This window comes from Thermodesulfobacteriota bacterium (assembly GCA_035325995.1).
Classification (GTDB): Bacteria; Desulfobacterota_D; UBA1144; order Nemesobacterales; family UBA2774; genus JADLGH01.
This window is the reverse complement of the sequence record DAOKYU010000008.1, coordinates 116386-137643: the sequence shown is the minus strand read 5'-3', so window position 1 is coordinate 137643 and position 21258 is coordinate 116386. Positions and strand designations below refer to the sequence as shown.

Sequence of the window (21258 nt, the reverse complement as noted above, 5' to 3'; positions counted from 1 at the left end):
CCAGAGAGCTCGAAAGCCAGTTAATCCCGAGATATACGGCATTGCCCCGCAAGTCTGTCCCCGGCGTCGCCCGGGGAGCGCATCGTCGCGTATTCTTTCAGAGTGTCCGGACAAAGGAGAGCGCAGTGGAATCAAAGGCTGTATTCCTCGACAGGGACAAGACCATTTTACTTCCCGAAGGGGGAGAGAGATACATTTACAGGGTCGGGGATTTCTACGTGCCGGAGAATTATGTAGAGGCGCTCAGGCTCCTTAAGGACAGGGGGTATCTCCTGTTCGTAGTGACGAACCAGAGCCGGGTGGCGAGCGGGCACCTTACGGAGACGGACGTAAACGAGCTTCACAATTACCTGGACCTTATACTCGAGGAAAGAGGGGTTTACATCGAGGAATACGCATACTGTCCGCACAACCCCAGGGGAACCGTGTCGCCCTATAACATGGCGTGCATTTGCCGCAAGCCCCGGACCGGGATGATAGACGCGCTGTCGAAAAAGCACGGCGTAGACAGGCAGCGGTCGTGGATGGTCGGGGATTCGGACATAGACATGATCGCCGGGAAGAAAGCCGGGCTCAGGACCGTTCAGGTGCTTACCGGGTGGGACCTGTATTCGCATTACGCCGATTATATCGAAAGGGATTTCGCGGCGGCCGCGGAGAGGATAGCCGCTGAGGGTGAGGGCCGGGACTAGTCCCAGCCGGCGTTTTTGTTGAGGTGGTTGTACATGACGAATTTTGCCCGTACGCTGTCGTAACCGAGGACTTCCGTAAGCAGGCGCATGACCAGGGACTTGGCCTTTTCGACGTCGCGCGAGCGGAGTGCCGCTTCCATGTCGAGGAGGTACCTTTCGAGGAGCTTCGTTTCGTAGGGGCCTATGCCTTCCTTGTCGGCTATGCCGCAGACGAGGCCCGTCATATCCCCGAGCCTTTCAAGCGCCTTGTCCCCTGTCAGAAACGGTCCGCTCATGTGTCCCCCCGATTAGAGAATAGTCTACACCGTTTCGGGGAAACTAAGAACGCGGCGTCTTTTACAAGCGGAATCCGGCTCGAGCCAGAAAGCATCAGAAGAGATGCAGGGGAGCGCGGAGGCCGCGCCGGCCTGTAAACGATGAACATGCGAAATCGGGCCCTTTAAAAGGCGAAAACGGTGATTATATTGATTTTTAGAAGGAGAAAAACATGCATAGAGAGATAAGCGGGTTTACCGCAACACAGAAAGAAAACGGTTTTCACGTCAATTTTCACGACGAGGTGGAAGAGTTTGACGTTTCCATAAGCGATCTCAACGAATTCGCCAACAGGTACGCGAAGGAGATGCTCGAAGGAAAGAAGCCCGAGCTCAGCAGGAAAGAAGAGGTAATGTTCTCGTTGTGGGAGATGGTGCTCATACCGAGCGACATAGTTCACTGACGGGAGCGAGCGGACCGTGGACGTCACGAAATCAGCGTGGATTAAATCGGGCAGGCGGGAACGTGAGCACTTCGGGGTTTACTTCCTGCCTGCGTATCTGCACGCCATAGCAGCGAGCTTCGCGCCGAGCGCCTCGCCGGACTTGTATTCTTCCTTCACCCTTTCGTCGCTTTTTCCCGTTAGCATCCCCTCGGGATTGTAGTATTCCTCACCGATACGATAGAGAGTCCTGTCGAAACAGTCTACTTCCCAGTAGCCTGTCTGCCGTATGAACGTTTCGCCGGTATTCCCGGGCTTTTTGCCGACGTAACGTATCCAGAACTTCCTGATGTTGTCGTTTATTTCGATGCTTTTCAGGTCCATGTAAACGGCCACGGGTTTTTTGTTTTCGTCGGCGATTTTGGCGACGAACTTCCAGTCGCCGTCGGGGCCGGATTCGCTTTTACACGAAAGCACCAGCGCGGATGCAAGCACGGAAAAAACCAGAACGACGATAATTTTCATGGTTGAGAGCCACCTTTTACGTTGTCGTTAAACGAATCGCAGACGAAGCCGAGCACGGCCTCGCTGATCGTTTCGGGAATTACTGGCTTGAATTCGGACGCCCCGCCCGCGGAGTAATTGTCGACTATCGAGCCGTCGGGGGCGTAGAAGACGGCTTCGAGGTTGGAGTCCGTCCCGGTAGCGCAGTCGACGGCCCTTCCTATCGTTATCCTGATGTAGGATTTACCGGAGGGGAGCGGCTGCTCCTCGTAAAAGACGTGGCCCTGCCAGAACCTGGTCTTGCCGCCTTCGGTTTTTATGCTCCCTGTGTCTATGAAGACGTCGAAGCGCGAGGAATCGTCGAGGGTGCCGTACCCTACGGGCGTCCACTCGACGGATCGGGCGGCGGGGCCCCACGATAAGGAGATGATGACTGCGGCGAAAAGGATGCGGGCGAAGTCTTTCATGATGGACGTATCAGAGCCTATATTTTAGCCAAAAAAAGCTGGCTTAGAAACCGTGGGCGGAACAGGCGGGCGCGACGACTGCCGGATCACTGCCTCAGGCGATCGAGCTCCGTCGGGAGGTATTTTTTCGTTTCCTCGACCACGACCCGGGAGAGCCCGAGGAGGCCGACGAGGTTGGGGAAGGCCATGAGGCCGTTCGTTATGTCGGCGAAAGCCCATACGAGCTCGAGCTTTACGACGGCGCCGACGAAGACGACCAGCGTGAACAGCACCCTGTAGGGCTTGATTATTCCTTCCTTGAACAGGAATTCGATCGCCTTTTCACCGTAGTAGCTCCACCCGACGAGTGTCGAGTACGCGAAGAAAGCGAGGCTTATGGCGAGCACCGCAGCCCCGAGCTTGTGGGACATGCCCAGCTCGAAGGCCGACGAGGAAAGGACTGCGCCGGTTTCGCCGTTGGACCAGAGCCCGCTCGAAATTATCACTATGCCCGTGAACGTGCAGACGATGATCGTATCTATGAACGTCTGGGTCATCGATACGAGCGCCTGTCCGACGGGGTTTTTCGTCTTCGCCGCCGCAGCCGCGATAGGCGAGCTGCCGAGTCCGGATTCGTTGGAGAATATGCCCCGCGCTATGCCCATACGCATTGTCAGCGCAATCGTCGAGCCGAGGAAGCCTCCCGCCGCCGCCGTCGGGTTGAAGGCGTAGTGGAAAACGAGCCCGAAAGCGTCGATTATATTTGCCCTGAAGGATACGAGAGCTATCACGGAGCCGACGATGTAGAAGATTATCATGAACGGCACCATGGCGCTCGTAACCTTCGCGATGCTCTTGATGCCGCCGACTATGATGAGGCCGGTCCCTATGCAGAGAACGATCCCGGTTATCCAGACCGGAATGCTGAAGGTATCGCTCATGGCCTGGGCCACGGAATTGGACTGGACCATGTTGCCTATGCCGAACGTAGCGAAGACGGTGAAGACGGCGAACATGACGCCGAGCTTCCTGAAGCCGAGGCCGTTTGAGATGTAGTACATCGGGCCGCCGCTCATCATGCCGAATTTATCGACCTCCCTGTACTTTACGGCGAGGACGGCTTCGGAGTATTTGGTGGCCATTCCGAGGAGGCCAGTAATCCACATCCAGAAGAGGGCCCCGGGGCCGCCGACGGCTATGGCCGTCGCGACGCCCGCTATGTTGCCGACGCCTACCGTCGCCGACAGGGCCGTCATCAGGGCCTGGAAGTGAGATATGTCGCCCTCGGCGTCCTGCTCCTGGTATTTCCTTAAGAAAGCGAGCCTGAGCGCGGGCCACAGCGTCCATATCTGCATGCCCCTCAGGATTATCGTAAGGTATATGCCTGTCCCGAGAAGAAGAAGAATCATGGGGAGGCCCCACACATAACCGCTTATCGCCACCAGAATCTCTGTTATTCGCTCATGCATGAAGTAGTCGTCCCCCCGTTAATGGAACCACAACATATCACATTTTGCGGCCGATTGTAAACCCGTACGGTTTTAATGAAACCGTTTTTCAAATGGAAGCGCCCGGGGGCGGCTTTATTGCAAAAAAAACACCCCTTATGTACAATTAATGACAGCTAGAGGAAACATACCGGAGGCTAAACCTAAGTATGAGCACACAAAATCCGTTCGTAGCCCTGAAAGAAGAGATGGACAAGCTGGTTGTGGGGCACGAGGAAGTGAAAATAGCGCTCCTTCTGGGCGTTATAGCCAGGGAGCATATATATGTGGAGGGACCGCCCGGGACCGCGAAGACGATGCTCGCGGAAATTATATCGGGAGCGGCGCAGCTGAAATTCTTCTTCTATCAGCTCCACAGGGATACGAGGCTCTCGGAGCTTCTGGGCGACCTCGTTATATCGAAAGAGCAGACCGAGACCGGGGAGGTCATAAAGCAGAGGGTCGTCAAGGGCGGTATATTGACGGCGGAGATATGCCTTCTGGACGACATATCCCGCGCTCCCGGGGAATCGCTCAACGTACTTTTACGAATACTGAACGAAAGAAAATTCTTCGACGAGAGCATTCCGCTGTTGACGGCTATCGCAACGAGCAACCCGACGGCCGACGAGTATTACAACGAGCCGCTCGACCCGGCGAACCTGGACAGGTTCGTGCTCCAGATAAACTCGCAGGGGCTTTCCTACGGAAAGAAGTGGGACGAGGCGAAAGAGGTCATAAGGCTCTACACCGAAAGGCCGGCCGAATACCAGGTGCCGCCGAGGGTCAGCAAGGAAGTCTTCGACGAGTACTACCAGAAGCTGGGGAGCGTCGCTATTCCGGAAGAGGTGCAGGAAGCGCTCGCCAACTTCGTGGCGACCCTTATCGAGGACTACGGCTGCGACGAGTCGAACTCCATGATTTCCGACAGGACCTTCTTCGTGAAGTCGCTCAAGATAATGAGGGCGCACGCCCTTCTCCACGGCAGGGAGGTCTGCACGCTCGAAGATTTGAACGCCCTTAAATACATGACGGCTTTCCGTATCCCTGAAGAGGTCTTTTTACAGCTCGACCAGATAATCGAGGACCTCACGACCAAAAAAAAAAAGACAGGGACCGGGGGAACGAGCTAGAACAGCAGGAGCCGTCCTCTGAGTTCGAGCAGGACCTGCCCGGGGAAGAATCCAAGCAGGAGATACCCGACGAGCAGGCCAGGAAGGAATCGCAGAAGGACGACCTTTCCGAAGCCCGCAAGACCTTTTTCCAGGCCTTGAAGGAACTTAAGGACAATATCCAGAAAGAGACCAGCATGGCCCCGCCCGAGGACCTGAACATTCCGTCCGATGCGACGGGAGAGACCACGGACGACGGGCAGAAGCGGGACGAGAAAGAACCCCCGAAATCCAACAAGGTTTTCGCCAGCAAGTCCCCCGACCCGGGCGACGAGGAAGATTACTGGATCGGCGGGAAGAAGAACCTCGAATCCGCGGACAACGTGAAGGTCATAATGAAGGTCCTCGAAGGGAACTTTCAGCGCAACATCGCGCTCCGCGGCGACCATCCGGGCGGGCTTCCGAGGAAGTGGAAGCGCATGAGCCATTTCGACGAGATGGAGGACGTGGACCCTTCGGAGATCATGATCTGGAGCGAGCACACGACCCCGAGCCTCCCCCGCGTGCACAGGCGCGAAAAGGAGATGATGGGCGGGGAGATAGCCATCCTGAGGGACGTCAGCACGTCGATGATGGGCGTTTACAGCGAGTGGTCGTCCTCCGTCGTAAGGGGCGTCATCGAGCTCGCGAGGTCGAAGAAGATGCGCGTCGGGTACATAGAGTTCAACCACCGCTCGTATAAGTACAAGAGGAACTCGAAGTTCTTCACCAGGGATTACAACTGGATGATGGAGCTCGCTTCGAAGACCGAGTGCTCGGGCAACACGAACTACGAGGACGCGCTCAAGGACGCGCTTACGGAGTTCAGGGGGAGGGGCCTTCGGAACAAGCATATACTGTTCATTACGGACGGCATACCGACCTCGGGCGACTGCGACGTTCTGGCCGAGAGGGTGAGGGCGAAGAAGCTCGGGGTCTGCATCCATTCGATATTCATCGGCTCGAAGAACTATCCACGGATACTCCAGAAGATATCGGGCGAGACGAGCGGGACCCAGTTCATCGCCACCCGCAGGAAGGACGGCACCATACGCATCGAGAGAAGGGACAAGAGCTATATCGTACCGATCCACGACGAGAAGTCGCAGGTGGACCCCTTCAGCAAGGTCTTCGCGTAAGGGAGCCCTCACACCAGTGGGGCGCCGAAGCGCCGAAGCCGCACGGGATCGGTGCGGCGAATCCGGAATGAAAAACGAGGCGGGAGGGTTACGTTCAGCGCCGGCGCTGATAGCGGTTGACGGCGTTTACGTGGTCGCGGTAGCTCGTCGAAAAGACGTGTGTTCCGTCGCCTCTCGAAACGAAGTAGAGGTAATCGACCGGCGCGGGATCGAGCGCCGCCTCGATCGAACCCTTGCCGGGATTGGCTATGGGGCCGGGCGGAAGGCCCTTTATGACGTAGGTGTTGTACTGTGTCATCGTGCGAAGGTCGCTCCGCACGAGATTGCCGTCGAAATCGTCGCCCATGCCGTAGATGACCGTGGGATCGCTTTCGAGTCTCATACCGGCCCTTAGCCTGTTGTGGAAGACGGCCGAGACGAGGGGGCGCTCCTTTACGTCACCGGCCTCCTTTTCTATCATCGAAGCCAGGATTATTATCTCGTTGTCCGTGAGGTTGACCCGGTTCTTCATTCCGTCGAACGACGCATAGACGGACCTGAACCTGTCGGTCATCATCCTGACGAATTCTTCGGGCGTGACCCCTTTTTTGTACGTGTAGGTTTCGGGATAGAGGTATCCTTCGGCCCCCGTGAGCGGCGGGCCAGGGAGGCTCGCGACGAGGCCCGGGTCGGCAGCCGCCGCCAGAAAATCCGCGCTCGGAAAGAGGCCCTTTTTGTCGAGGAGCAAGGCGGTTTCCTTTACAGTGAGGCCCTCGGGAATGGTGACCCTGTGAAGGAGGACGTCGCCTTTTACGATCCTGGCCAGAACGTCCGAGACGGTAGAACCTTTTTTGAACTCGTACTCACCCGCCTGGAGCCTGTTCTGGACGCCCGATACGACGGAATAGTAGAGAAAGAGCCTGCCGCTCGCGACTACCCCTTCGTCTTCGAGCATTACGGCTATGCCGCGGACGCCCTTCCCTTTCGGTATCTCCACGACGGTATCCGTCTTTACGGAGGGGACTTCGTTGACGTAGTAGTAGAGGCCCAGCGCGGAGGCCCCGGCAAGGAGAAAAAGAGCAAATACGAGAATAAGAAGAAGCTTTAATTTACCTGAGCGCATATCCGGAACGGCTTTATAGTCTAATTGACGATTATGGCGAGGTCGTCCCTGTGGATGACCTCGTCGCTGTATTTGTAGCCGAGAACGGCTTCGATGTCGCGTGTGCTCCTGCCCATTATGAGCTTTATTTCCTCGGAGCTGTAGGAGGTGAGCCCGCGCGCCACTTCGGCACCGGATTCGTCGACGCACGTCACCGATTCGCCGACGCCGAACTTTCCCCGGACGCCTTTTATCCCCGAGGGGAGAAGGCTCTTCCCTTTAGAGGATATCGCATTCCTCGCCCCGTCGTCAATTATTATCTGGCCCGCGGATTTTCGGGTGAAGGCTATCCAGTGTTTCCTCCGGCTGAGGCTCGCCCCGGAAGGGAGGAAGAGCGTCCCGACCTCCTTCCCGGCGAATATGTCTTCGAGCGTGGATTTTTCCCTGCCGTTCGCGATTATCGTCGGCACGCCGAACGCCGCCGCAGTCCGCGCGGCCTGTATTTTCGTCTTCATGCCGCCCGTCGTCGTGCGCCCGGACGTGTCGCCGGCGACCGACTCGACGTTTTTATCTATGCGGTCGATGAGGGTTATGAGCTCGGCGTCGCGGCTGCGGCGAGGGTCTTTGTCGTAGAGCCCGCCTATGTCCGTGAGGAGCACGAGGAGGTCGGCCTCGACGAGGGACGTTACGTGGGCCGCCAGGTTGTCGTTGTCGCCGAGCATAATCTCCTCGACCGCCACCGTGTCGTTTTCGTTTATGATGGGGATTATGTTCATATCGAAGAGCGTGATGAGGGTTTTCCTCGCGTTGAGAAAGCGTTTTCTGTCGGTGAGGCCGTCGTGAGTGAGGAGTATCTGGGCCACCTTTTCGCCGTATGACGAAAAGGCCCTTTCGTAATTCCGTATGAGGGTGCTCTGGCCGCATGCGGCTATGGCCTGCTTCATGGAGACCTCGGTGGGCTTTCGTGTGAGGCCGAGCTTTTTCATCCCCGAGGCTATCGCCCCGGAGGAGACGACGGCGACGTCGCGCTTCTGGCTCTTTACGGCCGAGATGGCCTTCGCGAGGCGGTCGAACGCGGACTCGTCGAGGATGCCCCCGTCGTCCGTGAGGACGCTGCTGCCTATCTTGATGATCGCCCTTTTCGTGCGCGATATAATCGCTTTTCTGCTCGTATTATCCATGTCGTTTCGCCTACATACGTTCGTTTGCGTGTAGAGATTACTTCATGAGCGCGCTTGACAACGGGTCCTTATCTGGCTATCTTAATCATCCGTTCAGCGGGAATAGCTCAGCTGGCTAGAGCGTCTCCTTGCCAAGGAGAAGGTCGCGGGTTCGAATCCCGTTTCCCGCTCAAAATCAACCTTCCGTGACTCAGTCTTCCATCTTTATAAAACCCGGACGGGATTTTATCCTGTCGCACCAGAGAATGACGCTGGAATAAGGCGAGAGGTCTATTCCGCCTTCCGGGGCCAGATCGACGTAGGGGAAGCATGCGATGTCGGCCATGGAATAATCACCGGCGAGGAAATCGTAGTGTTCGAGGTGGCTGTCGAGCACCTGAAGGACGGCGTTCCCCTGGGCTCTTATTTCGTCGAGTCTTTTCTCGTCGACGGATTCGGGCGGCAGGAATTTCGTCATGAACCTTGCAACGGCGAGGTTCGGGTCTATGGAAGTTTTGCCGAAGAAAAGCCACTGCGCCATTTTGCCGAACGCGGAGAGGTCTTCGGGATAGAGGGGGTTCGGGGAGTATTTCTTCCCGAGGTAGAGCAGTATGGCGTTCGATTCCCACATATTGAAATCGCCGTCTATAAGCACCGGTATCTTCCTGTTGGGGTTTACGGCCCGGTAGTCCCCCGAGTGCTGCTCGCCCTTGAAAATGTCGAGGTATACCTTTTCGTACTCGACTCCGAGCTGATTGAGCGCAAGCCTTACCTTGTAGCAGTTTCCGGACAGCGGATGGTCGTATAGCTTTAGCATATCAGTCTTCCAGGTATTGCGTGAATTTGGGAGTGAACCTTTCCTTCCCCATGATCCTCATCGTCACTTCCTTCTTCGGGATAATATAATCTACGCTGCTCTTCGTGCAAACCTTGCCCGAGGGGGAGACGATACTGACGTCGACGCCTATCTTGCGCCCCTCCTCGCGAACTATTTTGCCGGAAACCGTGAGCTCGCCGGAAAGACCGACCGGGCTCATAAACTCCATATTTATGTTGGTCGTGAGGGCTATCTTTTTGTGCCTGTCGAACATCGTCCAGAATGCCACCTCGTCGACGAGGGCGCATTGTATGCCGCCGTGGAGAATGCCGGGGAAGCCTTGAAGGTGCCCGTCGGGGGTGATCTTCGTGAAGACCACGCCCTTCTCGTCGTCGGCGAAGAATTCGAGCCGGAGGCCGTGGCTGTTATTCGGGTCGCACGCGAAGCAGCCGTAGCCCGGGAAGTCGAGGAATATGTTTTCTACTTTACGTATCATCTCGGGAAGCTATTCAGATTCGAGCGGCTCGACCGCCGTATCCTGCTCCTTTTCGACTACCTTGGCGACGGCCGCCACCCTTTCGTCGGGCTCGAGCCCTATGAGCTTTACGCCCTGCGTCCCGCGCCCGTATATGCTTATACCGGACGCGTTCATGCGGATGACCTTGCCGGACTGCGTCGTGATAATCATTATCTGCGTGTCGTTCGTCACCTGGAAGGCCCCCACTACCCTGCCGTTCTTGCCGGTGGTTTTTATCGTAATGATGCCTTTCCCTCCGCGGCCCGTGACCCTGTATTCGGAGACGAGGGTTCTCTTGCCGTATCCCATTTCGGTTACGGTGAGTATCTGGGCCTCGGGGTTTTCTATGACCTCGAGGCTTACGACCTTGTCGCCCTCGTCGAGCCTTATGCCGATTACGCCCGTCGCCGTCCTTCCCATGTCCCTAACGTCGTCTTCCCTGAACCTTATCGCCTGGCCGAAGTAGGACGTGAGGAGGATTTCGTCGTTTCCGCTCGTGAGGCGGGCTTCGATGAGCTCGTCGCCCTCGCGGATGTTGAGCGCTATGATGCCGCCGACGCGCGGGTTGGAGTAGGCCATGAGCTCGGTCTTTTTCACGATGCCGTTACGCGTGGCCATCATTATGTAGCTGCCTTCCTTGAACTCCCTTACCGGAAGGACCGCCGCGACCTTCTCGCCCGAGGTGAGGTTCAAGAGGTTGACGAGGGCCTTGCCCCTCGCCGCCGGGCCGGCCTCGGGTATCTCGTGGACCTTCTTCCAGTAGCACCTTCCCAAATTGGTGAAGAAGAGGACGTAGTTGTGCTTGGACGCTATGAAGAGGGTTTCGACGAAGTCGAGCTCCTTGGTCGTTATGCCTGTGCGGCCCTTGCCGCCCCTCTTCTGGCTCCTGTAGATGCTGAGCGGGGTCGTTTTGATGTAGCCCTCGTGGGTTATGGTGACGACCATGTCCTCGTCGGCGATGAGGTCTTCGAGGGAGAGTTCCTCGAGGCTGTCGAGTATTTCGGTCCTGCGCTCGTCGCCGTATTTATCTTTTATCGCGGAGAGCTCGTCCGTGATGATTTCGAGGATGAGGCGCTCGTTGGCGAGTATTTCCTTGAGCCTCGCGACAGTGGCGATAAGCTCCCTGCGCTCTTCGAGTATCTTGTCCCTTTCGAGGGCCGTCAGCCTCTGGAGCCTCATGTCGAGTATGGCCTGGGCCTGGAGGTCGGAGAGGCCGAGCTTCTGCATGAGGCCGTCCTTGGCCGTCTGCGGGCTGTCGGAGGAGCGTATGAGGGCGATTACCTCGTCGAGGTGGTCGAGCGCTATCTTGAGACCCTCCAGGATGTGGAGCCTGGCCTCGGCCTTGGCGAGCTCGAACTGGGTGCGCCGGGTGACGACTTCCTTGCGGTGCTCGATGAAGTGGTTTATCGTCTCCTTGAGCGAGAGCACGCGCGGCTGGTTGCGTACGAGGGCGAGGAGTATGATGCCGAAGGAGGTGTCCATCGGCGTGTGCTTGTAGAGCTGGTTTAAGACGACGTCGGCGTAGTCGCCCCTCTTTACCTCGATTACGATCCTTATGCCGTCCCTGTCGGACTCGTCCCTGATGTCGGAGATGCCCTTTATCTTCTCTTCCTTTACGAGGTCGGCTATGCGCTCAATGAGGCGCGTTTTATTAACCTGGTAGGGGATTTCGGTGACGATGATGACCTCGCGGTCGCCCTTCTTCTGGCGCTCGATGCGGGCCTTGGCGCGTATCCTGATTATGCCCCTGCCTGTCTCGTACGCCTCGCGTATGGGCCGCCTGCCGGTGATGAGCCCGCCCGTCGGGAAGTCGGGGCCGGGGATGTGCGTCATCAGCTCGTCGAGCGTGATTTCGGGATTGCCAATCTGCGCGATAACGGCGCTGGTGAGCTCGTTAAGGTTATGTGGCGGGATGTTCGTAGACATGCCGACCGCGATTCCGGAGGAGCCGTTAAGGAGGAGGTTCGGTATTTTCGCTGGAAGGACGAGCGGCTCGTGCTCGCCGCCGTCGTAGTTGGGTACGAAGTCGACCGTTTCCTTGTCGAGGTCCTCGAGCATTTCGCTCGCTATTCTGTCGAGCCTGACCTCGGTGTACCTCATTGCGGCCGGCGGGTCGCCGTCGATGGAGCCGAAGTTGCCCTGGCCGTCGACGAGTGTGTAGCGCATGGAGAAATCCTGGGCCATCCTGACGAGGGCGTCGTAGAGAGCGGCGTCGCCGTGGGGGTGGTATTTACCCATCACGTCTCCGACGATCCTAGCCGATTTTTTATAGGGCCTGTTCCACTGGTTGCCGACCTCTTCCATGCCGAAGAGTATCCTTCTGTGGACAGGCTTGAGCCCGTCTCTCACGTCGGGCAGGGCGCGCCCGATTATTACGCTCATCGAATAGCTGAGGTAAGACTCCTTCATCTCGTCTTCGATGTTGACGGGGAGAATCTGTGACGGCGTCGTCATTTAGCTTAAAGCCTCCTAAATATCTATAAATATTGGCTAATAAGGTTATATGAGGGAGGGGCAAGAGTCAATTTACGAAGGCCTTCGCGAGGGGGAGGGGGAGGCGGAAAATGTGCGGATACGGGTATAACTTATTCTGATTAATGGATAGTATAGTTAGGGAGAGCGATGAAAAGATTTGCGTGGAAAGCCGCGAAATTCGTCTTTAAGGCCGTCCTGTTCGTGCTTCTGGCCACCGTGGGGTGGGTTTTCCTCTACAGGTTCGTGAACCCGCCCGTGACGCCGCTCATGGTTATGAAGTACTTCGGGGAGGGGAAACCTATAAAGAAGGAGTGGAAGGATTACGGAGAGATTTCGGGGAACATGAAGCTCGCCGTTATCGCGGCCGAGGACCAGACGTATCCCGTACATGGCGGGTTCGACGTGGATTCGATAATAGACGCCATCGAGGATAAGAACAGGGGCAAAAGGCTAAGGGGAGCGAGCACTATAAGCCAGCAGACGGCGAAGAACGTGTTCCTGTGGCCGTCGCGGACGTGGACGAGGAAGGGGGCGGAGACGTATTTTACGTTTTTAATCGAGACGCTCTGGGGGAAGAAGAGGATACTGGAGGTTTATCTGAACGTCATGGAGACGGGGCCGGGGATATACGGGGCTTCGAGCGCGGCGGAGGTGTATTTCGGGAAGCCGGCGAAGAGACTTACAGCGGCCGAGGCAGCACTCATAGCGGCCGTTCTGCCGAACCCGGAGAGGATGTCGCCGGGGAGGCCGTCCGGTTACGTCAGGGAGCGGCAGGCGTGGATAATGGGGCAGATGGGTAACCTCGGGGGGACGGCGTATCTTAAGAAGCTGGAGTGAGCGGAACGCGGACGGCCTTTCGTTGACATAAGAACCCGGCGGTGTAAACATTAGAAACAGCCTGAACAGAGGAGGATACAAGGATATGGCAGCCGAAAGGGCACTCATAACGGGGGCGTCGTCGGGGATAGGATGGGAGCTGGCGAAGCTCTTCGCAGCGGACGGCTCCGACCTGGTTCTTGTGGCAAGAAGAGAGGAGAGGCTCAGGGCCCTCGCAGGCGAGCTCAAGGACGAGTTCGGTGTGGACGTTTTCGTGCTCCCGAAGGACCTGTCGGACCCCGCGGCTCCCAAAGAAATATACGAGCACCTGAAAAGAGAAGGTATAGACGTGGACGTCGTCGTGAACAACGCCGGGTTCGGAGCGAGGGGGCCTTTCGCGAACCTCGACCCGGACATGCAGGTGGACATGGTGCAGGTGAACGTCGCAGCGCTTACGCACCTGACGAGGCTCTTCCTCCCGGGGATCATAGAGAGGGGGCGCGGCGGTATCCTGAACGTGGGCTCGCTCGCGGGGTTTCAGCCGGGGCCGAACCTGGCCGTGTATTACGCGACGAAGGCGTACGTCCTGTCGTTCACGGAGGCGCTTTCCGAGGAGGTGAAGAACCCCGGCATAAAGATATCGTGCCTCGCGCCGGGGCCCGTGAGGACGGAGTTCGGGGAGAAGTCGGAGCTCGACGATTCGCTCCTTTTCAAGATGAGCCTCATGGACGTGGGGCCTGTCGTCAGGGAGGGGTACGAAGGGTTCAGGCGGGGGAAGGTTATCGTCCTCCCCGGGATAAAGCAGAAGCTGATACCCGTGCTCCTTAGATTCATGCCGAGGTTTTTAGTGAGGAAGATAGTAAAGTCACTACAGTCGTGAGCCAGTTATAAAATTGGACGATTAATTAAACTTGTTGCTCTGGAAGTTTTATATGTTATTCTGGATTTTATAATCATTTGCTTTGGTTATATCAATTCTCATACAAGGAGAAAAGGATATGAAGCTGATCCGATTCTATAAAAAGCACAAAGGATTGTTTCTGACGCTCCTGTGCGTGCTGGGCCTGTCATTCGTATACGGTTGTCAGTGTGAGGGTGGAATAGATACTGCAACGAACGTTCAGGGCGCAACTAAAACAATAGCTGTTCAACCTGTGAGCAAATAGTTCGATATTACAAAGTTACTGCAAGGAGGAGTCAGACATTGAAGCTGATACAAAAATTATCGAGAAGAATTAAAGTATCCCTGATATTCATAAGTCTTGCGGTAGTGCTTATAACCCCGGGGGTTATGCACTGTTCGGGATCGGTCGACCCGGAAAACAACGCCTCGACGATGAATATGATTTGATAAAGCTGAATATCTGAAAGACTTAAGTTTCGGGGGTTTTGTGCGGCTGACTCAGTATTTTTCTGCAAAAAACTCGCTGAGACTCGAGATTATGTCCTTCGACCCCGCGGTTATGCGCCCGCTCGGGGGAAGGGAATCCAGGAAATACCTGCCGTAGAATTTACTTATAATCCTCCTGTCGAGAACGAGTACGGCGCCCCTGTCCGTTTTCGTTCTAATGAGCCTGCCGAATCCCTGCTTGAACTTCAGGACCGCCACCGGGACGCTGTATTCCGTAAACGAGTTTATGCCCTGCTGCTCCATGTGCTCGACCCGGGCCTCGACTATCGGCTCGGTCGGCACCCTGAACGGGAGCCTCGATATAATAACGAGGCTGAGCGCTTCGCCCGGGACGTCGACGCCCTCCCAGAAGCTGTCGGTGGCGAAGAGGACGGACCCTGCCTCGCGCCTGAACCTTTCGAGGAGACGTCCCCGCGGGAGCGCACCCTGCTTCAGGGCGGGGATGCCGGAGAGCTCGAGCTCGCCCGAGATCTTTCTGTAAACACTGTCGAGGAGGCTGTAGGACGTGAAGAGTATGAGCGCGTTCCCGCCGGCCGCCTTCACCGCCCCGAGTATCACCGGACAGATGGCCTCGGGGTATTCCCTCGTCCCGGGCTCGGGGAGGTCGTGGGGGACGGCGAGGAGGAGCTGCTCGCGGTAATTAAACGGCGAGTAGAGGATTCTTTCGGACACCCTGTCGTCGTCCTCGAGGCCGAGGCCGGACTTTATGAAATGAAAGCTCTTCTTGACGGCCATCGTGGCCGACGTCATTACGACCGTGCCGCACTTGGTGTAGAGCCGTTCTTTAAGCGGCTGGGAGATGTCGAGCGGGGAGAGGCCGAGGCCGGAGATTATGGTCCCCCTGCCCTCCCTTCCTTCGGCCCATCTCACGTTGCCGTCGTCTTCCTGCGAGAGGAAGGTTTCGACGACGTCGGCGTAGTAGTCGAGCTTGTTCCCGACGCCCCTGAACTCGACCAGGAGCTTTGCGACGTCGGCGTCGGACTCGTAATCCAGTAGAAAATCGGTGAAATATTTTATCTCGTCGGCGAGCTCCTTCAGCCTTATCCTGAGCATGGAGAACCTGCCGTCTACTTCCTTCCATCCCTCGCGCGAAAAAGTGTCCCCGGTTACGCGCAGGCTGACTTCCTCGGCCGCCGGGTCGCGTTCTTTGGTGAGCGCGAGCGTGAAGTGAAAGAGGGCGTCGAAGGAGTCGCGGACGTTTTCCTCGGCGTCGTCTACGCGCGGGGAGAGGTTCTTTTCGACCCTCTTCAGCGCGTCGCCTATCGAGCCCTTCCGGATGTTCTCGGTGAGCTGCGAGGCGAGGACGGCGGCGTAGGATATGAGCCCCTTCGATTCGCCCGATTTCGTTTTTCTCCTGAGACGCCTTAGGACCCTTATGATCCCGAACCTGGTCGCCCGCATGCCGAAGTGGGACGTGGCGGCGTCGGCTATGTGGTGCCCCTCGTCGAATATGACGCGTTTATAGGGAGGGAGTATTCCGGCGTCGCTCTTTTCGGAGGCGCTCTTTATGGCGAGGTCGGAGAAGAGGAGGTGGTGGTTCACGACGAGGAGCTGAGAGGCGGCGATTTCGCGGCGGGACTTGTAGAAGAAGCAGCGGGAATAGTACGGACACCTTACCCTGAGGCAGCTGTCGCTCTCGGCGGAGACCTTGTCCCAGACCTCGTCGGGGGGCGTGAAGCTGAGGTCGGAAAGGGAGCCGTCGTCCGTGACGCGGGCCCATTCGAGTATGCTCGTTAGGGCGCCAGCCTCGTCCTCGTCGGCCATCTCGAAGAGCCCTTCCTGGACCGTTTCGGCGCGGAGGAGGCAGAGGTAGTTCCCCATACCCTTTACGAGGGAGTAGTTAAACGCCTCGCCGAAGGCCTTGTGGACGAGGGGGATGTCCTTGTCTATGAGCTGCTCCTGGAGGTTTATCGTGTTCGTGGATATGACCACCCTTTCGCCGTTCCGCATGGCCCAAAGGGCCGACGGGATGAGGTAGGAAAGTGTTTTCCCCGTGCCGGTTCCGGCTTCTATGAGGGATAGCGCGTCGTCGTTGAACGCGCGGGCGACGGCCTCGACCATGCGGAGCTGCTCGTCCCGGAGCTCGTACCTCTCGCCCATGACCTCGGCGACGCTGCCGCCGGGGAGAAGGGAGCCCGTTACGTCCTCTATGTCGAGGGGCTCTATCTCCTTTTCGAAGCAGGGCTCGACGACGACGTAGACGTGGGTCGCCGCGTTGTTGACGATGTAGAACCCGACGCCGTCGTTGCCGAAGACGGAGGCGAGCTTTACGTCCTGGTCGGAGGGAGTGAGGTTGCCGGAGGGGTGGTTGTGTATGACGACGTCGCCGGGGCCGGCGGAATCGAGCACTGCGGGGACGGAGTACTCGTTCCCGCGCGCTATGATTTCGACGCACCCGACCGAGCCGCCGTTTTCTATACGGCCGACGAAAAAGACCTCGTTCCCCGAGGCCTCTTCTATGCCCGATCTTATGGCGTTTCTCGCTTTTTCGGAAATGAGCTCACGCGGCACGGGGAAAAGTCTACATCATTCGCGGGGCTTTGACAGAAGGGTGCGGAAGAGGGGCTTATTGCGTAACCTTGTCAATTTTGGTAGTTTATCTGTTCCGCACCACGGAGGGGTGGCCGAGTGGACGAAGGCGCTGGTCTCGAAAACCAGTAGAGTCGTAAGGCTCTCGTGGGTTCAAATCCCACCCCCTCCGCCAGTCAGGAAACAGCTTCCCAATCGTTTGGCCCAATAACCAATCAAACTATTTTGAATTCAGGTAAAACCAAAATCGGGTTTCTCATTTCTGAATTAAAAGAATCATAATTTTTGCCGGTATGATACTGAAAGTATGGCAGCTGAAAACGACAAAAAAACATATTGGCAAACGATAAGCACCAGATTAAGCTGTATTTATTACTAACCAAAAATCACCTATGAAAAAAATCTCAACAATATTTCTTCAGGTCGTCGTTGTACTCGTCGGCATAGTGGCACTGGCCGTCATGATCCGGTTTCCTTTGACTGAAGGGAGGGCTGCAAACCTGGACCTGTTTAGTATTTACGCTGACCCGTTCATAATCTATGGATATCTAGCATCTATTGCATTTTTTGTCGCCCTGTATCAGGCGTTCAAATTGCTCGGATATATCGGGCAGGATAAAGCATTCTTATTTAATTCTGTGAAGGCTTTAAGGAATATAAAATATTGCGCAATCGTACTGGGTGTCTTAATTGTGATAGCAGCAATATACATAAGAATATCTTTTGCTTTACGTGCGGAAGGGGTGCAAGACGACGATCCGGCGGGTTTTATCGCCGTGTCCATTGTGGCCACTTTTATTTCTATCGTAGTCGCCACCGCAGCGGCCGTATTTGAAAAGACCTTACAAAGTGCCGTTGATATAAAATCCGGGAACGACTTAACGGTATAACCAAATCGACATGGCAATCATCATTAACATCGACGTCATGCTGGTGGAAAGAAAAATGAGCGTCACCGGGCTTGCCGGGAAGGTCGATAGCTGAGCCGGGACTCCCGGAACAGCCCGGCCACGAACTCCGTTTTGCCGCCGATCCCGCCCGGGCGGCGCGTTCCTGATCGCAGATCCGTATTACGAAACTTTAACCATAGCCCTGCATCATACGTGATATACTCGTGATCACGAAAGTTGTCACTAGAAGAATTCATATAGCGACATTATGCGAAAGAGAATTATACGCATAAATTATACGCATAGCAGTAGTGGTAGGACTTATACTGCTCGTACCGTTAGTGTTGACGCTACTGAATATACTTAACGGGGGTGTTGAAGGAGAGGGCTGGTACTGGAAACCGGGCGACTTCATTGTCATGGGAGCTCTCCCGTTCGGTACCGGTCTCGCCATCGATTTCGCGGCGAGAAAGCTTGCCAGCCCGGCACATCGAGTTTTTGCTATCGCCGCCATCGTGGTGGTGCTTCTCATTATCTGGGCGGGAATGGTCGCTAACGCAGGCGAAAGATTACTGGAAAAATTACTCTGCGGCGGCGTTTGCTGACACTCTCGAAAAAGCAGTTTCCGGAACCGTCGCAGTAAAGCACTTCGCGCCGGAGAAAACGCGGAAAGATTTGCTGATCCATGACTATGAGAAAAATTATAGCTTTATCGTTCATAACGCTCGACGGCGTCATGCAGGCGCCCGGCGGCCCCGAGGAAGATACCTCCGGAGGTTTCGAATTCGGCGGCTGGACTGTTCCATATTCCGATGAAGTCCTGGGCAAGGTCGTGGTCGAGCAAATCGGCCATCCCTTTGACCTCCTTCTCGGCAGGAAGACCTACGACATATTTGCCGGTTACTGGCCGCATCAGGATGAGAGCGCGAGTCCGTTTGCCCGCGAGTTCAACAAGGCGAGAAAATACGTAGCGGCGCGTTCGCCGATCAAGCTCGATTGGAATAACTCCGTACTTCTTCAGGGAGATATAGCAGAGGAAATTAAAAAGCTCAAGGCAGAAGACGGCCCGGACCTGCAGGTGTACGGCAGCGGCGACTTCATGCAGACGTTATTGAAAAACAACCTGGTAGACGAGCTCCGGCTCAAAATTTTCCCTATCACGCTCGGCGCGGGCAAACGCCTGTTCGCCGAGGGCGCGATCCCGGCGGCTTTTAAGCTTACCGATGGCAAGGTTTCGCCGAAAGGAGTCATTATCGCCAACTTTGTGCGGGCAGGTGAGGTCGAGACGGGATCGTTCTGACCCTCCTGCACGCATTCCACTGGCCGCCTTACCGCTATCGGACTCGATCCCGGATTCGCAAATCCGCCTTTACGAAACTTTAACCATAGCCCTGCATCATACGTGATATACTCGTAATCATGAAAGTTGTCACCGTATCGAGCTTATAGAGTTTCCGAGTCGTGACTGCGTGTAATAAATAGAAAAATCTACGCATAGCGGGGTGAATCATAATGGATAAAGTAGTTCATTTCGAGATTTCTTTCGACGACCTTGAGAGGGCCAAGGACTTTTACAGCTCCGTATTCGGATGGTCCATAATGGATTGGGAGATGCCTGGCGGCATTGTGTACACGGGCATAAGGACCGTGGACGTGGACGAGGAAACGTACATGCCCAAGGAGCCCGGCGCCATAAACGGCGGGTTCGCGAAGAGGAGCGCGGAGACGCCCTCGCCGGTGATTACAATCAATGTCGATTCCATCGACGAGGCCGTAAAGAAGATAGAGGCCGGGGGCGGGAAGATGGTCGGAGAAAAGGGCGAGGTGCCCGACATGGGCTACTACGCTTATTTCAAGGATTCCGAGGGGAACGTCATGGGCCTCTGGGAAAATATGAAGAAGGGTTAGCATGGTCTCTTCCACCTGAGCGCCCAGTCGCCTGGTGAAAGGCCCTGAATGAAATATAACGACGCATAATTAAGGGATGCCTAAACGTCCGAAACATCCTGTGCCGGCGTATGTAAGGGACGCCCTTTCGGAGAGCGGACTTAAGGACGCTTACGACAGCCGTCCTCCATACCAGAGAAACGATTATATACGGTGGATAGAGTCGGCCAAGCGCGAGGAGACCCGGCGGAAGAGGCTCTCCCGGATGCTGGACGAGCTCGGGCGCGGGGACGTCTACATGAACATGGCGTGGAAGCCGGTGCGGAGGAAGAAGGAGGAAAAGGCAGCGGTATCGAGGTCCGCGCGCGCCGCGGCGAGGGCCGGCAGGGAAAGAGAAATATTGCTCTTCGAATCCCTCGAAAAATGGGAGGGATGGCTCGAGGAGAACCACGAAAGCTCGCCCGGGATATGGATTAAATTCGCCAAGAAGGGGAGCGGGGCATCGTCCGTGAGCAGGGATGAGGCGCTCGAAGCCGCGCTCTGCTACGGCTGGATAGACGGGCAGGCGGACAAGCTAGACGATAAATACTGGATCGTAAAGCACACGCCCCGCGGGAAGAGGAGCACATGGTCCAAGAGGAACAGGGGAATCGTCGAAAGACTCACCCGGGAGGGAAGGATGCGGCCCCCGGGGCTTCGCAAAGTGGACGAGGCGAAGAGGGACGGCAGGTGGGACGGGGCCTATGATTCTCCCGCCAATATGACTATACCCGAGGACTTTCTGAAGGAGCTGTCGAGGGACGCTAAGGCCGAGGCGTTTTTCAGGACGCTGAACAAGGTGAACAGGTATGCCATTGCGTGGCGGCTTCAGACCGCGAAAAAGCCGGAGACGCGGGAGAGGCGGATGAAGGCGATCCTGGGGATGATGAAGAGGGGAGAGAAGCTTCACGGCTGAGGGGGGCCGGGTGAGAAAAAGTATCACCGCTATCTGGAAGGGCTGGAACGGGGAGAGCAGGGAGTACCTGACGCTCGGGGAGAGCGGCGAGAACATAACCGCGGAGTCGCTTATTATTTCGTCGGACGGCGGGGGACGCCCGTTCGCCGCGCGTTACAGGATCGAATGCGACGCGGGCTGGCGTGTGAGGAGTGTGAGCGTTGACCTTGTCGGGGAGGGGCGGGGCATACATCTCAGGAGAGACGGCGACGGCACGTGGCATGACGGCTCCGTAAAGCTCTCCGGTTTAAAAGGCGCTATAGACGTCGATATTTTCCCCACACCATTTACGAATATGATTCCTATAAGGCGGCTCGGCCTCGGCGCGGGCCAATCGGCCGACATAACCGCCGCATACATAACCCTTCCCGATATGTCCGTCACTTCGGACCCCCAGCGTTACACCTGCATCGAGCCGTTCAAGCTTTACCGTTTCGAGTCGCTTGACTCTGATTTTAAATGTGACGTAGAGGTAGACGGCGACGGCCTCGTGGTATCGTATCCGGGGCTGTTCAGGAGGGTGAGATGACTGGGCCTCCGCAGGTATTCCGTATGGATAGTGAAA

22 protein-coding genes, 2 tRNA genes and 2 pseudogenes are annotated in these 21258 nt (G+C 56.4%); 16 read left to right on the top strand and 10 right to left on the bottom strand.

Translation table 11 applies throughout. The features are described 5' to 3' along the window. Positions 1–125 precede the first annotated feature (125 nt). Positions 126–692 (top strand): HAD-IIIA family hydrolase, encoded by a 567-nt coding sequence (locus PKC29_11685; protein HML96076.1) that lies wholly within the window; start codon positions 126–128, stop codon positions 690–692. On the opposite strand, the gene PKC29_11680 is transcribed toward PKC29_11685, so the two are convergent. Further along, positions 689–967 (bottom strand): hypothetical protein, encoded by a 279-nt coding sequence (locus tag PKC29_11680; GenBank protein HML96075.1) that lies wholly within the window; start codon positions 965–967, stop codon positions 689–691. The genes PKC29_11685 and PKC29_11680 overlap by 4 nt on opposite strands. 212 nt (positions 968–1179) lie before the next feature. Here PKC29_11680 and PKC29_11675 point away from each other — a divergent pair, with 212 nt between their 5' ends. Further along, entirely contained in the window at positions 1180–1410 is a 231-nt protein-coding gene (locus PKC29_11675) for a hypothetical protein (GenBank protein ID HML96074.1), read from the top strand. 78 nt (positions 1411–1488) lie between these two features. Here the strand turns inward: PKC29_11675 and PKC29_11670 are convergent, their stop codons facing one another. From PKC29_11670 to PKC29_11660, 3 genes are all read right to left on the bottom strand, one after another. Continuing rightward, a complete protein-coding gene (locus tag PKC29_11670; protein HML96073.1) occupies positions 1489–1914 on the bottom strand; it encodes a hypothetical protein in 426 nt (141 codons plus the stop codon). Further along, positions 1911–2360 (bottom strand): hypothetical protein, encoded by a 450-nt coding sequence (locus tag PKC29_11665; GenBank protein HML96072.1) that lies wholly within the window; start codon positions 2358–2360, stop codon positions 1911–1913. Before PKC29_11665 ends, PKC29_11670 begins: the two co-directional genes overlap by 4 nt. An 86-nt stretch (positions 2361–2446) precedes the next feature. Continuing rightward, a complete protein-coding gene (locus tag PKC29_11660) occupies positions 2447–3808 on the bottom strand; it encodes a sodium:alanine symporter family protein (GenBank protein HML96071.1) in 1362 nt (453 codons plus the stop codon). 188 nt (positions 3809–3996) lie between these two features. Here PKC29_11660 and PKC29_11655 point away from each other — a divergent pair, with 188 nt between their 5' ends. Both PKC29_11655 and PKC29_11650 read left to right on the top strand, forming a co-directional pair. Beyond that, entirely contained in the window at positions 3997–4959 is a 963-nt protein-coding gene (locus tag PKC29_11655) for a MoxR family ATPase (protein ID HML96070.1), read from the top strand. A 137-nt stretch (positions 4960–5096) separates the two neighbouring features. Next, positions 5097–6116 carry a vWA domain-containing protein gene (locus tag PKC29_11650; GenBank protein ID HML96069.1) on the top strand — a complete coding sequence of 340 codons (1020 nt, stop codon included), beginning with the start codon at positions 5097–5099 and terminating at the stop codon, positions 6114–6116. 94 nt (positions 6117–6210) lie between these two features. On the opposite strand, the gene mltG is transcribed toward PKC29_11650, so the two are convergent. Both mltG and proB read right to left on the bottom strand, forming a co-directional pair. After that, positions 6211–7218 carry an endolytic transglycosylase MltG gene (gene mltG, locus PKC29_11645; GenBank protein ID HML96068.1) on the bottom strand — a complete coding sequence of 336 codons (1008 nt, stop codon included), beginning with the start codon at positions 7216–7218 and terminating at the stop codon, positions 6211–6213. 20 nt (positions 7219–7238) lie between these two features. Further along, positions 7239–8378 carry a glutamate 5-kinase gene (gene proB, locus PKC29_11640; GenBank protein ID HML96067.1) on the bottom strand — a complete coding sequence of 380 codons (1140 nt, stop codon included), beginning with the start codon at positions 8376–8378 and terminating at the stop codon, positions 7239–7241. Positions 8379–8474: 96 nt separating this feature from the next. Here proB and PKC29_11635 point away from each other — a divergent pair. Next, positions 8475–8548 (top strand) — tRNA-Gly (locus PKC29_11635). A gap of 20 nt (positions 8549–8568) precedes the next feature. On the opposite strand, the gene PKC29_11630 is transcribed toward PKC29_11635, so the two are convergent. Genes PKC29_11630 through gyrA form a run of 3 tightly spaced genes read right to left on the bottom strand, consistent with a single transcriptional unit; the run spans position 8569 to position 12145 of the window. Continuing rightward, a complete protein-coding gene (locus PKC29_11630; protein HML96066.1) occupies positions 8569–9174 on the bottom strand; it encodes a glutathione S-transferase family protein in 606 nt (201 codons plus the stop codon). Between the two features lies 1 nt (position 9175). Then, positions 9176–9670 carry a PaaI family thioesterase gene (locus PKC29_11625; GenBank protein HML96065.1) on the bottom strand — a complete coding sequence of 165 codons (495 nt, stop codon included), beginning with the start codon at positions 9668–9670 and terminating at the stop codon, positions 9176–9178. A 9-nt stretch (positions 9671–9679) separates the two neighbouring features. Further along, positions 9680–12145 carry a DNA gyrase subunit A gene (gyrA, locus tag PKC29_11620; GenBank protein ID HML96064.1) on the bottom strand — a complete coding sequence of 822 codons (2466 nt, stop codon included), beginning with the start codon at positions 12143–12145 and terminating at the stop codon, positions 9680–9682. Positions 12146–12313: 168 nt separating this feature from the next. On the opposite strand from gyrA, the gene mtgA reads away from it, so the two are divergent. Further along, positions 12314–13003, top strand: coding sequence for a monofunctional biosynthetic peptidoglycan transglycosylase (gene mtgA, locus PKC29_11615; GenBank protein HML96063.1), 690 nt, complete (start codon positions 12314–12316; stop codon positions 13001–13003). An 85-nt stretch (positions 13004–13088) separates the two neighbouring features. Beyond that, positions 13089–13862, top strand: coding sequence for an SDR family oxidoreductase (locus PKC29_11610; GenBank protein HML96062.1), 774 nt, complete (start codon positions 13089–13091; stop codon positions 13860–13862). A gap of 522 nt (positions 13863–14384) precedes the next feature. On the opposite strand, the gene PKC29_11605 is transcribed toward PKC29_11610, so the two are convergent. Continuing rightward, on the bottom strand, positions 14385–16904 hold the full coding sequence (locus PKC29_11605; protein HML96061.1) for a helicase C-terminal domain-containing protein: 2520 nt from the start codon (positions 16902–16904) through the stop codon (positions 14385–14387). Positions 16905–17007: 103 nt separating this feature from the next. Here PKC29_11605 and PKC29_11600 point away from each other — a divergent pair. From PKC29_11600 to PKC29_11560, 9 genes and pseudogenes are all read left to right on the top strand, one after another. Further along, positions 17008–17097 (top strand) — tRNA-Ser (locus tag PKC29_11600). Between the two features lie 217 nt (positions 17098–17314). After that, on the top strand, positions 17315–17812 hold the full coding sequence (locus PKC29_11595; GenBank protein ID HML96060.1) for a DUF2975 domain-containing protein: 498 nt from the start codon (positions 17315–17317) through the stop codon (positions 17810–17812). Between the two features lie 10 nt (positions 17813–17822). After that, a pseudogene (locus tag PKC29_11590) lies at positions 17823–17897 on the top strand (transcriptional regulator). 226 nt (positions 17898–18123) lie between these two features. Further along, the gene (locus PKC29_11585; protein ID HML96059.1) at positions 18124–18417 is read left to right on the top strand and encodes a hypothetical protein; all 294 of its coding nucleotides are present in this window, start codon (positions 18124–18126) and stop codon (positions 18415–18417) included. Positions 18418–18503: 86 nt separating this feature from the next. Further along, positions 18504–19112, top strand: coding sequence for a dihydrofolate reductase family protein (locus tag PKC29_11580; GenBank protein HML96058.1), 609 nt, complete (start codon positions 18504–18506; stop codon positions 19110–19112). A gap of 212 nt (positions 19113–19324) precedes the next feature. Further along, a complete protein-coding gene (locus tag PKC29_11575; GenBank protein HML96057.1) occupies positions 19325–19720 on the top strand; it encodes a VOC family protein in 396 nt (131 codons plus the stop codon). A 76-nt stretch (positions 19721–19796) separates the two neighbouring features. Next, positions 19797–19976, top strand: a pseudogene (locus PKC29_11570) (YdeI/OmpD-associated family protein). 120 nt (positions 19977–20096) lie between these two features. Next, positions 20097–20654: a YdeI/OmpD-associated family protein gene (locus PKC29_11565; protein HML96056.1), complete on the top strand. Its 558-nt coding sequence runs from the start codon at positions 20097–20099 to the stop codon at positions 20652–20654. A gap of 10 nt (positions 20655–20664) precedes the next feature. Next, entirely contained in the window at positions 20665–21222 is a 558-nt protein-coding gene (locus PKC29_11560) for a putative glycolipid-binding domain-containing protein (GenBank protein HML96055.1), read from the top strand. Positions 21223–21258 lie beyond the last annotated feature (36 nt).